Origin of the sequence: Paraburkholderia phenoliruptrix, assembly GCF_019511605.1 — a bacterium.
GTDB classification, from domain to species: domain Bacteria; phylum Pseudomonadota; class Gammaproteobacteria; order Burkholderiales; family Burkholderiaceae; genus Paraburkholderia; species Paraburkholderia phenoliruptrix_A.
This window is the reverse complement of record NZ_JAEUAV010000007.1, coordinates 1-14,304: the sequence shown is the minus strand read 5'-3', so window position 1 is coordinate 14,304 and position 14,304 is coordinate 1. Positions and strand designations below refer to the sequence as shown.

Annotated in this window: 8 protein-coding genes; 3 read left to right on the top strand and 5 right to left on the bottom strand. The window is 64.4% G+C overall.

The annotated features are described in order from the left end of the window. Positions 1-246 precede the first annotated feature (246 nt). Positions 247-3,834, top strand: a complete 3,588-nt coding sequence (locus JNB89_RS11735; RefSeq protein ID WP_220362301.1) for an indolepyruvate ferredoxin oxidoreductase family protein — start codon at positions 247-249, stop codon at positions 3,832-3,834. A gap of 181 nt (positions 3,835-4,015) precedes the next feature. Here the strand turns inward: JNB89_RS11735 and JNB89_RS11730 are convergent, their stop codons facing one another. Continuing rightward, positions 4,016-4,729, bottom strand: a complete 714-nt coding sequence (locus JNB89_RS11730) for a copper homeostasis protein CutC (protein WP_220362300.1) — start codon at positions 4,727-4,729, stop codon at positions 4,016-4,018. A 35-nt stretch (positions 4,730-4,764) separates the two neighbouring features. After that, on the bottom strand, positions 4,765-6,042 hold the full coding sequence (locus JNB89_RS11725; protein WP_013337809.1) for an EAL domain-containing protein: 1,278 nt from the start codon (positions 6,040-6,042) through the stop codon (positions 4,765-4,767). A gap of 478 nt (positions 6,043-6,520) precedes the next feature. Here JNB89_RS11725 and JNB89_RS11720 point away from each other — a divergent pair, with 478 nt between their 5' ends. Next, complete coding sequence (locus JNB89_RS11720) at positions 6,521-8,170, top strand: Na+/H+ antiporter (protein WP_013337808.1); 1,650 nt, start codon at positions 6,521-6,523, stop codon at positions 8,168-8,170. Positions 8,171-8,236: 66 nt separating this feature from the next. Here the strand turns inward: JNB89_RS11720 and JNB89_RS11715 are convergent, their stop codons facing one another. The 3 genes from JNB89_RS11715 to JNB89_RS11705 form a co-directional block, all read right to left on the bottom strand. Beyond that, positions 8,237-9,544 carry a solute carrier family 23 protein gene (locus JNB89_RS11715; RefSeq protein WP_220362299.1) on the bottom strand — a complete coding sequence of 436 codons (1,308 nt, stop codon included), beginning with the start codon at positions 9,542-9,544 and terminating at the stop codon, positions 8,237-8,239. A 446-nt stretch (positions 9,545-9,990) separates the two neighbouring features. Then, the gene (locus JNB89_RS11710; protein ID WP_220362298.1) at positions 9,991-10,623 is read right to left on the bottom strand and encodes a DUF2239 family protein; all 633 of its coding nucleotides are present in this window, start codon (positions 10,621-10,623) and stop codon (positions 9,991-9,993) included. Between the two features lie 84 nt (positions 10,624-10,707). Continuing rightward, the gene (locus JNB89_RS11705; protein ID WP_220362297.1) at positions 10,708-12,219 is read right to left on the bottom strand and encodes a sensor domain-containing diguanylate cyclase; all 1,512 of its coding nucleotides are present in this window, start codon (positions 12,217-12,219) and stop codon (positions 10,708-10,710) included. Between the two features lie 521 nt (positions 12,220-12,740). Here JNB89_RS11705 and JNB89_RS11700 point away from each other — a divergent pair. Beyond that, a partial coding sequence (locus JNB89_RS11700; RefSeq protein WP_220362296.1) for a methyl-accepting chemotaxis protein occupies positions 12,741-14,304 on the top strand: 1,564 nt, incomplete at its 3' end.

Here is a 14,304-nt window from a genome sequence, read left to right as displayed (position 1 = left end):
GAGCGGTCCGCACAGGCGCGCTCGACAGCGTCTGCCGGACACCAGGGCATACCCGTAAACAGCGTGGCCGTGGCATATCTATCTCAAAAGGACGTGAAAACGCGTCGCTCTTCGCGTCCATTCGTCCACGCCGGAGCAAACTAGAAAAAATCCACTCCAATCGGCGCTAAAAAATAGAGTCTCTTTCGCTGCGCGACCTTGGCCGTTCCTTCCCGCGCGCGAATGCAAAATCACGGAGACTCACCCATGACCGCTCGCCTGCCCATCGACGGCACGCCCGCTCTCGCCGACTACAAGCTGTCCGACAACCTTACCGCGACCCGGGGCCGCATCTTTCTGACCGGCACGCAGGCGCTGGTCCGCCTTGCACTCATGCAGCGCGCGCTCGACAAGGCGCGCGGCATGAATACCGCCGGTTTCATCAGCGGCTATCGCGGCTCGCCGCTCGGCATGGTCGATCAGCAGTTGTGGAAGGCGAAGACGCTGCTTTCCGCAAGCGACATTCGCTTTTTGCCCGCAATCAACGAAGAGCTCGGCGGTACGGCGGTGCTCGGCACGCAACGCGTGGAAGCAGACCCGGAGCGCACCGTCGAAGGCGTATTCGCGATGTGGTACGGCAAGGGCCCGGGCGTCGACCGCGCGGGCGACGCGCTCAAGCACGGCAATGCGTACGGCTCGTCGCCGCATGGCGGGGTACTGGTGGTGGCCGGCGACGATCATGGCTGCGTGTCGTCGTCGATGCCGCATCAGAGCGACTTCGCGATGATGGCCTGGCACATGCCGGTCGTGAATCCGTCGAATATCGCCGACATGCTCGAATTCGGGCTGTACGGCTGGGCGCTGTCGCGCTTCTCGGGCGCGTGGGTGGGTTACAAGGCGATCTCCGAAACGGTGGAGTCCGGTTCGACCGTGGACCTCGACGCGCTGCACACCGAATGGACCGCGCCGCACGATTTCACCGCGCCGGCGGGCGGGTTGCACAACCGCTGGCCCGACCTGCCGAGCCTCACCATCGAATCGCGGATGCACGCAAAGCTCGACGCAGTGCGCCACTTCGCGAAGACCAACAGCATCGACAAATGGATCGCGCCGAGTCCGCAGGCGAACGTGGGCATCGTCACCTGCGGCAAGGCGCATCTCGATCTGATGGAAACGCTGCGCCGCCTCGATTTGACGGTCGAGGATCTCGATGCAGCCGGCGTGCGCATCTACAAGGTCGGCTTGTCGTTTCCACTCGAAATGACGCGCATCGACACGTTTGTCGAGGGTCTGTCGGAAGTGCTCGTGATCGAGGAGAAAGGTCCGGTGATCGAGCAGCAGATCAAGGACTATCTCTACAACCGCCCGCAAGGCGCGCGGCCCGCGGTGATCGGCAAGCATGCGCAAGACGGCAGCATGCTGCTCTCGTCGCTCGGAGAGCTGCGGCCTTCGCGCATTCTGCCCGTGTTCGCCGAATGGCTCGCGAAGCATAAGCCCGCGCTCGATCGCCGCGAACGCGTGGTCGATCTCGTCGCGCCGCAAATTCTCTCGAATGCCGCCGACAGCGTGAAGCGCACGCCGTACTTCTGCTCCGGTTGCCCGCACAACACCTCGACGAAAGTGCCTGAAGGGTCGATTGCGCAGGCGGGCATTGGCTGTCACTTCATGGCTTCGTGGATGGAGCGCGACACGACCGGCCTCATCCAGATGGGCGGTGAAGGCGTGGACTGGGCTTCGCATTCGATGTTCACGAAAACGCGCCACGTGTTCCAGAATCTCGGCGACGGCACGTACTTCCATTCAGGCATTCTCGCGATCCGCCAGGCGGTGGCCGCGAAAGCCACGATCACCTACAAGATTCTCTATAACGATGCCGTCGCGATGACCGGCGGACAGCCGGTGGACGGCAGCATCTCCGTGCCGCAGATCGCGCGTCAGGTCGAAGCGGAAGGCGTCTCGCGCTTTGTCGTGGTCAGCGACGAGCCGGAAAAATACGACGGTCATCACGGTCTCTTTCCGAAAGGCACCACGTTCCATCACCGCAGCGAACTGGACACCGTGCAGCGCGAGTTGCGCGACACCGACGGCGTCACTGTGCTCATCTACGACCAGACCTGTGCAGCCGAAAAGCGGCGGCGCCGCAAGAAAGGCGAATTCCCCGACCCGGACAAGCGCCTCTTCATCAACGAGGAAGTGTGCGAAGGCTGCGGCGATTGCGGCGTGCAATCCAACTGCTTGTCGGTGGAGCCTGTTGAAACCGTGCTGGGAAGAAAGCGCCGCATCGACCAGTCGTCGTGCAACAAGGACTACTCGTGCGTGAACGGCTTCTGCCCGAGCTTCGTGACGGTGGAAGGCGGCAAGCTGAAGAAAGCCGCGGGCGTCGCTTTCGACCCGCAGGCGTTGACTGAGCGCGTCAACGCATTGCGGTTGCCTGCGACGCACCTGGACGCCGCGCCGTACGACATTCTGGTGACGGGCGTAGGCGGCACCGGCGTGGTGACGGTGGGCGCGTTGATCAGCATGGCCGCGCATCTGGAAGGCAAGAGCGCCTCGGTGCTCGACTTCATGGGCTTCGCGCAAAAGGGCGGCTCGGTGCTGTCGTTCGTGCGCTTCGCCGCGCGCGACGAGTGGCTCAACCAGGTGCGGATCGACACACAACAGGCCGACGTGCTGCTCGCCTGCGACATGGTGGTCGGCGCGAGCGCCGATGCGTTGCAGACGGTCCGTCATGGCCGCACGCGCATCGTGGTCAACACACATGCGATTCCGAACGCCACCTTCGTGACGAACCCGGACGCGACGCTGCACGCCGACGCGCTGATCGACAAGATGCGGCACGCCGCGGGCGCCGAGCGTCTGTCGACCTGCGACGCCCAGGCGCTCGCCACACGTTTTCTCGGCGACACGATCGGCGCCAACATTCTGATGCTGGGCTTCGCGTGGCAGCTCGGTCTCGTGCCGGTGTCGTTCGGCGCGCTGATGCGAGCAATCGAACTGAACAACGTCGCAGTACAGATGAATCAACTGGCGTTCTCGATTGGCCGCCTTGCCGCCGCAGATCCCGCGGCCCTCGAATCGTTGTGGCAGGCGCGGCATGCGGTGACAGAAAGCGTGCGTGTCGATACGCTCGATGAGTTGATCGCACATCGCGAAGGCCGTTTGCAAACCTACGGCGGCGCGCGCTATATGAAGCGCTATCGCGCGCTGGTCGAGGCGGCGCACCGCGCCGAACACGCCGTCGATGCGCGCAGCGAGCGCGTGACGCGTGCGGTGGCCACGACGTTCTATCGTCTGCTCGCGGTAAAGGACGAATACGAAGTGGCGCGCCTGCACACGGATGCGGCGTTCCGCCAGGCACTCGAGGCGCAGTTCGAAGGCGTGGCCGGCAAGGACTTCGGCATCAAATTCAACCTCGCGCCGCCGACGCTTGCGCGCGCGCATGACGGTGCGCGTCCGGCCAAGAAAACCTTCGGTCAGTGGATGTGGCCGGTGCTCGGCGGACTCGCCAAAGTGCGCGGGCTGCGCGGCACCCTGCTCGATCCGTTCGGCCGCACGCTGGAGCGCAAGATGGAGCGCGAACTCGCCGACGACTACGAAGCCACGTTGCACCGCGCGCTCGCGAAGCTGGACGCCGGCAACCTGGAAGACGTCGCGAAGCTCGCCGATCTGCATGCCCGCGTGCGCGGCTATGGTCATGTGAAGCTCGCGAATCTCGCGGCTGTGAAGCGCAGCGAGCGCGATCTCGCCGCACGTCTGGGAATCGAAGCGGCAACGGGTGCATCGGTGAAGAAGTCGCTGGAAGAAGTGAAAGGCGCGGGGCAGTTGCGCGGTATTCCGGTGGTGGTGGCAAAGTAAGCGAGGGTTGTGGGTGGGATGCGGCGCGACGCGTGCGGCATGCGTCATGCGGCGTGCGTCTCGCCTGTCCCGGAGGCGTGCTGAGTGCTGAGTGCTGCGCGGCGCGCGACCGCGGCCCTAACAAAGCCGCTTCGTGTGTCGACACGAGGCGGCTTGTTGTTCCCCCGAGCCTCAGCGTCTATTACGCCCGCGGGCTTCCGGCCTGTTCGTCCAGCAACGCCCTCACGCGTGCGACCTTGTCCGTGTCGATGGGCGCGAGGCCGTTGCCGCCCACCCGCACGCCCGATCCAAAATGCACGGCCTCGACCTGGGTCCGGCTCACGAAGCCTGCCACCGCATCGACCGTCAGACCCGCGCCCGCCAGCACTGTGCAATGCGAGCCCGACGCGTGGCGCACCAGTTCGCGAATCGTCGCTTCTGCATCCAGCACCGATGCCCTCGCACCCGAGGTCAGCACGTTCGTCACTTCATCGAAATGGAGCAGCACGTCCAGTGCTTTGCGCTGATCGCGCACCTCGTCGAACGCGCGATGGAAGGTGAACGCAAGACCATCTGCCGCGTCGATCGCGCGCGCGAGCTGATCGCGGTCTATCGTGCCGTCGGGGTTCAGCATGCCGATCACCACGCCGTTCGCTCCCGCGGCTTTGACGGCCCGCACGTCGCGCACCATCACGGCGTGATCGTCGGTATCGTAGACGAACGAACGGCTGTGAGGCCGCACGATCACGTTCACAGGAATGCTGACCGCTTCGACCACGGCTTCGATCAGGCCGATGCTCGGCGTGAGCCCGCCCTCGCCCATCGCGGTGACGAGTTCAAGACGGTCGGCGCCAGCTTGCGCGGCGAGCCGCGCGTCAGCAACAGTAGTGGCAATGACTTCGAGCAGAACGGACATAAGCGCAACGGGGCGTCGTTAAAAACGACATGATCTCAGATGCCCTCGTCGTCCACCCAGTCGATATCGCCGCATAGCACGCAGGTCTTCTCGCCGACGCGCGTGGCGACCGACAACGTCACGCACGGCAGCGCCTCGTTGATCGACAGATACGGGCGCGTCACGTGCACGCGCTCGGGCGCGCTGATTGCATCGCGAAAGTACGGGCGGCGCAGCCAGTTCGCGCCTTGTGCGTCCGCCAGCGGCAAGAAGCGCGTTTCGTGCGCCGCGCGGTCGGCGCGCAGCACGACGTTGCGGCCGGCTTGCCGCCCTTTCGAATCGAGCAGAAAGCAGCGCGCGGCGTGATCGAGCGCGAGAAAATTCCAGCAGACTTCGTCGAGCGGTTCGCCAGCGGCAAGCCGCTCGGCCGCGCGTTCGAACGCACGCAGATACGGCGCGAGGCGGCTTGCGTTGCGACGCTCGCGCGCTTCGGTCTGGTCGCGATACCGCTCGGTGAGTTCACCGATGCAGGTGGCCGCATGAGTCGCGTCCGCCGCGCCCGGACTCGGGCGGCCAAAGAAAAAGCCCTGCACGAAGTCGGCGTTGCAGGCGAGCGCCATCTGCGCTTCATGCTCGGTTTCCACGCCTTCTATCAGCACCAGCTTGCCAGCCTCGTGCAGCAACGCGACGAGGCCTGGGAGAATCGTCGCCATGTCGGCGCGATGCGCGGCGTGCGACAGCATGATGCGGTCGAGCTTGACGATATCCGGATTCAGTTGCCAGATGCGCTCGACGTTCGAGTGTCCGGCGCCGAAGTCGTCGAGCGCGATCAGAAAGCCCCGCTCGCGGAATTGGCGCACGGCATCCGCGAGACGCTCGAGGTCTTCCGCGCGGTGCTCGAGCACCTCCAGCACGATGCGCCGCGGCGGCAAGCCGAGGCGCTTGAGCGTGGCGAGCAACGCGGCGGACAGATACGGATCGGTCAGCGCGCCCGGATGCACGTTGAGAAACAGCCACTCGCGCTCGGCGCCGAGCACCTTGAAGTTTTCCAGATGCAGCGTCTGCGCGAGCCGGTCCAGGTGCAGGACGTCGCCCACGCGCGCCGCCTCGCCGAATACGTCGAGCGGCGACACCGGCCGGTCGAGCATGTCGTGCGCGCGCAGCAGTCCTTCATAACCGACAGCCCGCATGTGCGACAGGCTGAAGATAGGTTGAAATACGCTCGTCAGCGTCAGCTCGCCGTGCTGCACCGAAAAACGTTCGAGACCCGACGTCATTTCGACCTCGAAGCCGTGAGGCGCGGTGGCCGTTCTTTCCTGTTGCGCAATCGTCATGCAATCCTCTCACGCGAGAGCCGGGCCGGTCCGTACGCGGATGCGAACGGCCCACGGCGCCAATGCTCCAAAATGTGCGTCATCGGTATGGCTTAAGCAAGCTCCATGCGCACGCTTGCGCACATAGCGATGTAGCTCGCGTGAAAGAGTGCACCGGGGATACGGCGCGTGCGCCACCGGTGGGCGTGCGCGCACCGCGAGGGTGCAGTGGGCGCCTCGGCTTCCGGCGCTCCGCTCTCATGCGACTCGCGCGGCGGCTTCACTGCACGCCGCGCGTTTCCCAAGCTAAACTCGCGGTCTGCACTGTGGGCGTCAGTTGCATCAGTTGCCTGCGCGCTTTAGTTGCAGCTTCGCTGCCCGGCTTCGTCTTCGTTATTCATGTTTCGGGCTACTCACGCCGGAGCGCGTCACACCCCGCTCCGTTCTGCCCGGCGCAATCCTGGGCGGATCGTCGCCATCCGCAACAAGTCCTGTACCGATGGAAATCGTCTTTACCGTATTGATCCTCATGCTTGCCGTGGCGGCCTCGGGGGTCGTGACGCGCTTGCTGCCCTTGCCCTTGCCGCTGGTGCAGATCGCCATGGGCGCGATGCTCGCATGGCCGAAGCTCGGCCTGCACGTCACGTTCGATCCGGAAATCTTCATGTTGCTGTTCATTCCGCCGCTGCTCTTTGCCGACGGATGGCGCATCCCGAAACGCGAATTTTTCATGGCGCGGCGCTCGATCCTGATGCTCGCGCTCGGCCTCGTGTTCATGACGGTGCTCGCGGTTGGGTACTTCGTGCACGCGCTCGTGCCCACCATGCCGCTACCGGTCGCGTTCGCCCTCGCCGCCGTGTTGTCGCCAACCGATGCGGTGGCGCTCTCCGGCATCGCCGGCAAGGGCAAGGTGCCGGGCAGGCTAATGCACATTCTGGAAGGCGAAGCGTTGATGAACGACGCCTCGGGCCTCGTCGCGCTCAAGTTCGCAATTGCCGCCGCGTTGACCGGCGTGTTTTCGCTGCGCGACGCGTCGATCAGCTTCGTGATCATCGCGGCCGGCGGGCTGGCAACGGGCGCGGCGGTGAGCTGGCTGTTCAGCTTCGTGTCGGTGCGCTTTCTCAATCTTGCTGAAGAAGGCGACCCTGCGCCCGGCGTCGTCATGACATTGCTGATTCCGTTCGCCGCCTATCTGATTGCCGAGCGCTTCGAACTCTCGGGAATTCTCGCGGCAGTCGCGGCCGGCATGATGATGAACTACACCACACTCGCGACATCCGGACCTGTCGCTTCGCGCCTGCGGGCAAGCAATACGTGGATGATGATCGAGTTCGTTTTCAACGGCATGGTGTTCATTCTGCTGGGCTTGCAGTTTCCGCACATTCTTGGCCGCGCGCTGCTCGAAGCGCATCACACCAGCGACGCGCAAGTGTGGCGGCTGATCGGCTACATCGCGGCCGTTGGGGCGGCGCTGTATGCGCTGCGCTTCGTGTGGGTCTGGTTGCTGCGCTGGTTCGCAAGCCGCGGCGCGGTGCGGCATGGCGTCGTGAACGCCGTGCCCGGCCTGCGCACGGTGGCGGTGACTACTGTTGCCGGCGTGCGCGGCGCGGTGACGCTCGCGGGCGTGTTGTCCCTGCCCGAAACCTTGCCCGGCGGCGCCGAATTGCCTGGACGCGATCTCGCGATCTTCATTGCGTCCGGCGTGATTCTGCTCTCGCTCGTGATAGGCGTTATAGCGCTGCCGTTGCTGTTGCGCGGATGGCGCCGCGGCAAGGACCCGCACGCGGCGGAAGAAGTGCTGGCGCGTACCATGGCGGCCCAGGCGGCGATCCGCGCTGTGGACGACGTGCACGACAAGGCGTGCGCGAATCTGGATGAATCCGCCTCTGCGTACGCCGCCGACGTCACCGCCCGGGTCATGGATATTTATCGCCGCCGGCTAACCGCGCTTGGCGAAGATCAGGAGCCGCGCGAGATGGCGCGGCGCGCCGACGCGCTGGAATTTCGCATGAAAATTTCCGCGATGCGCGCCGAGCGTCAGGTGCTGCTTAGACTGCGCAGCAGTGGAGCCATCAACGACGAGACGTTCAACAAGCTCATGAACGAAGTGGATCTGGCGGAGTCGGCGCTGACCGCGCGCAAAAAGTAACGCCGGTTCAAACGCGCTGGCGGTGACGGCGCTCATTCCAAACGCGCGCCGTCGCGGCGCGAAGAATCAGGCCACCGGCCCTTGCGCCGGCTTTCTTCGCAAAAGCGCGTAAAGAATGATCGCACCGAAAGTCGCGGTGCCGATGCCGCCAAGACCGAAGCCGCCGAGTTTCAGCGAGAAGTCGCCGGCGCCCAGCACGAGCGTGACCGCGGCCACGATCAGATTGCGGTTGTCCGAGAAATCCACTTTGTTGACGACCCAGATGCGCGCGCCCGTAACCGCGATCAGCCCGAAGACGACGATTGAAACGCCGCCCAGCACCGGCCCCGGAATAGTCTGGATCACCGCGCCGAACTTCGGCGAAAAGCCCAGCACGAGCGCGATCAATGCGGCGATCACGAACACCAGTGTCGAATAGATTTTGGTGACCGCCATCACGCCGATGTTCTCCGCGTAGGTCGTCACGCCCGTGCCGCCCGCGAAGCCGGACACCACTGTCGCGAGTCCGTCGCCGAGAAATGCGCGGCCGATGTAGCGGTCGAGGTTCTGCCCCGTCATCGCACTCACTGCCTTGATATGCCCAAGGTTTTCGGCGACGAGAATCACCGCGATCGGCGCGAGCAGCGTCATGGCCTGCGCGTTGAACACCGGCGCGGTGAAGTGCGGCATGCCGAACCACGCGGCATTTGCCACGATCGAAAAGTCGATCGGCTTGCCCATGCCGAGGCCGTTGGTCACGATTGCATAGATCGCATACGCCATCAGCAGGCCGACCAGAATCAACAGACGCTGTAACATACCGTGCGCGAACACCGCGACTGCGCCGACACACAGCACGGTGACGAGCGCCATCCATGAATCGAAGTTGCTGCCGCTCACGCCGCGCACCGCAATGGGCGCGAGGTTCAGACCGATCACGCAGACAATCGCGCCGGTCACGACCGGCGGCATCAGCGTTTCGATCCAGCGCGTGCCGACCGCCGACACGATCACCCCGATGATCGCGTACACCACGCCGCACGCGATGATGCCGCCCAACGCAACCGGAATGTTCATATTCGGGCCGTGGCCGCCGTAGCCGGTGACCGCGATCACAAGACCGATGAACGCGAAGCTCGAGCCCAGATAGCTCGGCACCCGGCCGCCCACCAGCACGAAGAACAACAGCGTGCCGATGCCCGACATGAAGATGCACAGATTGGGATCGAAGCCCATCAGCAACGGCGCGAGCACCGTCGAGCCGAACATCGCGACGACGTGCTGAATGCCCATCGCGAACATCTGCGGCCAGGCGAGGCGTTCGTCGGTACCGACGATGCGCCCCTCGACGGCGTCTGGCTGCACGCGCCAGCGCGGGAAATATGAATCGGCCATCGCGGGGGTTCTCCTCTATTCGGCGTTTTTCCTGGACGACGGCGCGCAAAAGCAGCGCCCGACGCAATCACGCGCGAGTGTACGGAGTGCGATTGGAGGTGGCAAGCGCGAGCAGAATCGCGTGAGTGCTGGCTGGAGCGCGGCGGGAGGCGCCGCGCGCCGGCCTGATTGTGGGTGCGTTCCGGCGTCTGACGGTCGAGCTCGCTTCGCGGTTAACGTCGTCGCGCGGCCCGCCTCGTGACCCAGCTTTGAGATTCGTCCGATAGGAGACCAGAGATTCGCCTCTTAGACTTCTCCCGCTGCGCTGACCTCAGGCAGCGCATGCGATGTTGTTGTAACTCTCCGACTTCCCGCTCACGCTCGCCGAGTGTGAGCGGTTTTTTTTCGCCCTCGCGCTGGGTGCCGCGGTGCTCGGGCCTAACATCTTGGGCCGGCCGCGCCGCGATTCAGTTGTGCGCGGTGAACGCGTTTGCTGCGAGCCGTGCCGTGTAGGCGCGCACGTCTTCCGGCCATTGCGCGATCTTCTCTTCGAAGCGCGGCCTGTCTCCTGCATACAGCGCGCGGGTCGCTTCCTCGTAATCGGGCAGATTGCCGGCCAGCGCCGTCATGAAGCGATACACGGCCTCCTGCGCCGCGCGTTTGCGGTCGTGATGCTCGCCCGCCGCGCGCGCCGTCTCAACGAGCTTGCGCAGCGCCACCGACGCGCCGCCTGGCTGTGCGTTCAACCAGTCCCAATGACGCGGCAGCAGCGTCACCTCGCGCGCGACCACCCCGAGCTTCGGCCGTCCGCGACCGCGTGGCGCGACGGCGGCGTCGGATGCATCGGCGGCTTGCGCTTCGTTGCTTGTGTCACGGCTTGATTCGGTTTGCGCGGAATTCAGGCGCGCAAGGATCTCCTGCGCGGTGCCACGCAGATCGAATTCGACAGGAGCCGCGGTGGTGTCGTCGAAAACGAGGACGGGTGCCTGCTCGCCGCGTTCGAGCACTTGCTTCACGGCGAGAGCCACTGGCGCAAGCTCGCCGGACGCGATCAGACGATGACCTTCAAAGGCACTGCAGGTGCGGGGATGCGTAGTCACGACAAACTCCGGTTCAAGAAGTTGTCGAATTATACCCGGATTAAATTGATGCGCAAGATATTATCCGGGTGAAATTAGCGGGAGTTACCTGCTCACGACGACCATGCCGCTGTCACGCCCCGCAGGCGTGCTGGCGCCGGAGGTGAACACGCGGTTACGGCCGGCATCTTTCGCGGCATAGAGGGCCTGGTCGGCCGCGTCGACCAGCCGGCGGCTAGGCGTGAGCGCCTCGCCGCGCATGGTCGCCACGCCGATACTCACGGTCAATACATGGTGTGAGCTGGCCACGTGGCTGAGCGCGAGCGCTTCCACGGATGCGCGAATCGTCTCGGCCAGCGCGCGTGCGCCGTCCTGGTCGGTGTCGGGCAGCAGGACGGCAAACTCCTCGCCACCGTAGCGCGCCATCGTGTCGCCCGAGCGCTGCACGTTGCGCACGATACATCGCGCCACCGTGATCAACGCGTCGTCGCCGGCCGAGTGGCCGTACAGGTCGTTAAAGCCCTTGAAATTGTCCACGTCGATCAGCAACAGGGAGAGCGGCCCGCCGTGGCGCTGCACGCGCCGACATTCGCTCTCCAATGCGTGCTCAAAGGTGCGGCGATTGTCCACGCCCGTCAGGCCGTCCGTGCGCGCGAGCACGCGCAACTCTTCTTCCGCGAGCAGACGGCCCCGCATCTGTTGGGCGAACAGCACGGCCAGCGCGATCAGCGTGAGGTCGAGCGCGCCGATCAGCGGGCCGATGATCCACGCCCGCCGCCGCCAGCCCACATAGATGTCGCGCGTGGAAAGCGCCACGTCGAGAATCAGCGGATACATGTCGATATGGCGGAACGCATACCAGCGCTCGACGCCGTCGATTGCCGCCGTGCCGAAGAAGTCGCCGCTCGGCTGCTCGACGAAGCGCGAATAGTTGGCCGTGCCCGTCAGGTTGATGCCGATGGTCTTCGGATCGTACGGACGGCGCATCAACATCGTGCCGTCGCTCAACATCAGCGCCATCGATCCGCCCGCGCCGAGGTTCATCCCCTCAAACAGACGCCGGAAATATTTCAGGCGCAGGGTGCCCACCACCACGCCGCCGAAACTGCCGTCCGCCTTGGTAATGCGCCGGCTCAGGCCAATGCTCATGTCGGCACCGGTCGTGCGCGGCATGAACGGGTGACTGACGTAGAGCCCGACATTGGGCGAATCGCGATGAACCTTGAAATAGTCGCGATCGCCGAGATAGACGTGGCGCGGCGGCACGGACTGCGAATCGAACTTGATATAGCCGGTCTCGTCGATCACGAGGATCGAACCCATGTCTTTCGCGGTCGCCGAGCCGTCGAACAGCACCATCTGCCGCAGCGCGGGGTCCAGTTGCGCCACGCCCGGCTGCTTCAAGCCCTGGATCACCGTACGGATCGACAGATCGTAGATCTCGAGATTGCGCGACACGTCGCGCTCTATCAGTAGCGAAACATTGAAGACGGAGTCTTGCGCGCGGCGCAGTGCGTCGTCGTGCATTTGCGCGAGGACCCAGACTGCGATGGCGAGAATTGCGCTGGCCAGCACGCCACTGATCGCAATAATGAAGTTCGGACGACGCGTGACCATTTATGTCGGGTTCGGGCAGGCGCGGCCTTGACGCGCGGAAGGGAGAAAGCGCCTCCAAAGCGGCGCGTCAATTCAAGCCGTAGGGTACCAGAGCCGGCGCCCGCCCAAATCGTGGAACAGACGGGTCTTTGCTGCTTTGCGCGCCGGCTGGAAACGTTGACAACGCAACCATGATGACTCGTCATGCTGCGGCGCTATCGAGTCACCACCTCATGGCCTGAGCGGACGCGTGCGGCTTGCCGCGGCAAACGCAAATCGTGGCGGTAGAACCGCGATTCGCCTGTACAGCCTTCACCTCATGCAAGCTTTTTAGTGGATTACCCGGTTTTGCTCAAGTCCCGCTCGCGTTTGCCCGATAACCCATAGATGGGATGCCGCTTTTCGTGCCCGTACCGAGCTGTGCATAGCGGCAACACCGCGCGGGGCCGACCCGCTGTTGGGCAGCCACATAGACGCTCCCATTCCCGGACCTGAGAGTCCATCGCGAAGCATCCGCTTCGTTCCTGGAGAAAAAAATAGATATGGCCGCCCTGAACCGATTCTCTATCAAAGCCAGGCTGATAGCCGGCTTTGGCATGCTGTCCGTGATCGTCGTTGCAGTTGCGGGACTCTCGCTGAAGTCGCTCGCCGATTCCACCGACGGCTTCTCCAACTTCGTGCGCGGCATCAACGCGCGCGCTGACATGGCGGTGCAGGTGCGGACCGCCGTGGATCGCCGCGCGATAGCGGCGCGCAACCTCGTACTCGTGGTGAAACCAGAGGACTTCGAGATCGAAAAGGCGCAGGTCATGCGCGCCCATGAAGATGTCGCAACGAATCTCAAGAAGCTGAACGAGATGATCAAGGACCCTGGCGCGACCGACCAGGCCCGCAGCCTGGTGGCCGAGATTGATCGCGTGGAGGCCGCTTATGGACTTGTCGCGACCGATATCGTGAATCTCGCGCTCGCCAACAAGCGCGACGAGGCAATCGTCAAAATGGACGATCAGTGCCGCCCTTTACTCGCGGCACTGATTCGCGCGACGGACGCGTATGCGAACTACGCGCATGCGCGGCAGGAAGAGACCATCGCCGAATACGCGGCGCATTACGAGAACCGGCGCAATCTGCTAATTGCGATTTCGCTGTTCGCGGTCGCGCTTGCGGTGGCTGCGTGTGTTGTGATCACGCGCGCGGTGAGCGGACCGTTGAGCGTTGCGATAGACGTTGCGCGGACCGTGTCGGAAGGCGACTTGCGCACGCGCATCACCATCGACGGCAAGGATGAAACCAGCAAACTGCTTGGCGCGCTGCGCGAGATGAATGAGCGTCTGACGACCATTGTCGGGCGCGTGCGCGACGCGAGCACCAGCATTGCCGGCGCGGCTCGCGAGATCGCAGCGGGCAATATGGACCTGAGCCAGCGCACGGAGCAACAGGCGGCCTCGCTGCAGGAAACGGCGTCGAGCATGGAGCAGCTCACGTCGACGGTGAAGCAGAACGCCGACAACGCACAGCAAGGCAGCATGCTGGCCGCGAACGCTTCGTCCGTTGCGCAAAAAGGCAGCGCGGTGGTGGGCCAAGTGGTGAGCACCATGCAGGAGATCAGCGACAGTTCGACGAAGATCGCGGATATCACTGGGATCATCGAAGGAATCGCATTTCAGACCAACATTCTTGCGCTGAACGCAGCCGTGGAAGCCGCGCGCGCCGGCGAACAGGGACGCGGCTTCGCGGTGGTCGCAAGCGAAGTGCGCAGCCTCGCGCAGCGCTCGTCGAGCGCGGCGAAGGAGATCAAGGAGCTGATCGCCAGCTCGGTGGACAGAATCCGCGACGGCTCGTCGCTCGCGGGCGAAGCGGGCAAGACGATGACCGAAGTCACGCACGCGGTGGCGCGGGTCACGGACATCATGTCGGAGATCGCGGCGGCCTCAAGCGAGCAGAGCCGCGGCATCGAGCAGGTGAACCTCGCCATCACGCAGATGGACAACGTTACGCAGCAGAACGCTGCGCTGGTGGAACAGGCGGCGGCGGCTTCGCGCTCGATGGAGGAGCAGGGGCAGCAGTTGAATGAGACGGTGGGGTTTTTTCGGGTGGTGGAGGGGG

Bases quoted from the DNA above. Each gene is read 5' to 3' on its own strand.
- JNB89_RS11730 (WP_220362300.1), bottom strand. From the start codon at position 4,729: ATGTCCGTTCTGCTCGAAGTCATTGCCACTACTGTTGCTGACGCGCGG.
- JNB89_RS11720 (WP_013337808.1), top strand. From the start codon at position 6,521: ATGGAAATCGTCTTTACCGTATTGATCCTCATGCTTGCCGTGGCGGCC.
- JNB89_RS11715 (WP_220362299.1), bottom strand. From the start codon at position 9,544: ATGGCCGATTCATATTTCCCGCGCTGGCGCGTGCAGCCAGACGCCGTC.
- JNB89_RS11705 (WP_220362297.1), bottom strand. From the start codon at position 12,219: ATGGTCACGCGTCGTCCGAACTTCATTATTGCGATCAGTGGCGTGCTG.
- JNB89_RS11725 (WP_013337809.1), bottom strand. From the start codon at position 6,042: ATGACGATTGCGCAACAGGAAAGAACGGCCACCGCGCCTCACGGCTTC.
- JNB89_RS11735 (WP_220362301.1), top strand. From the start codon at position 247: ATGACCGCTCGCCTGCCCATCGACGGCACGCCCGCTCTCGCCGACTAC.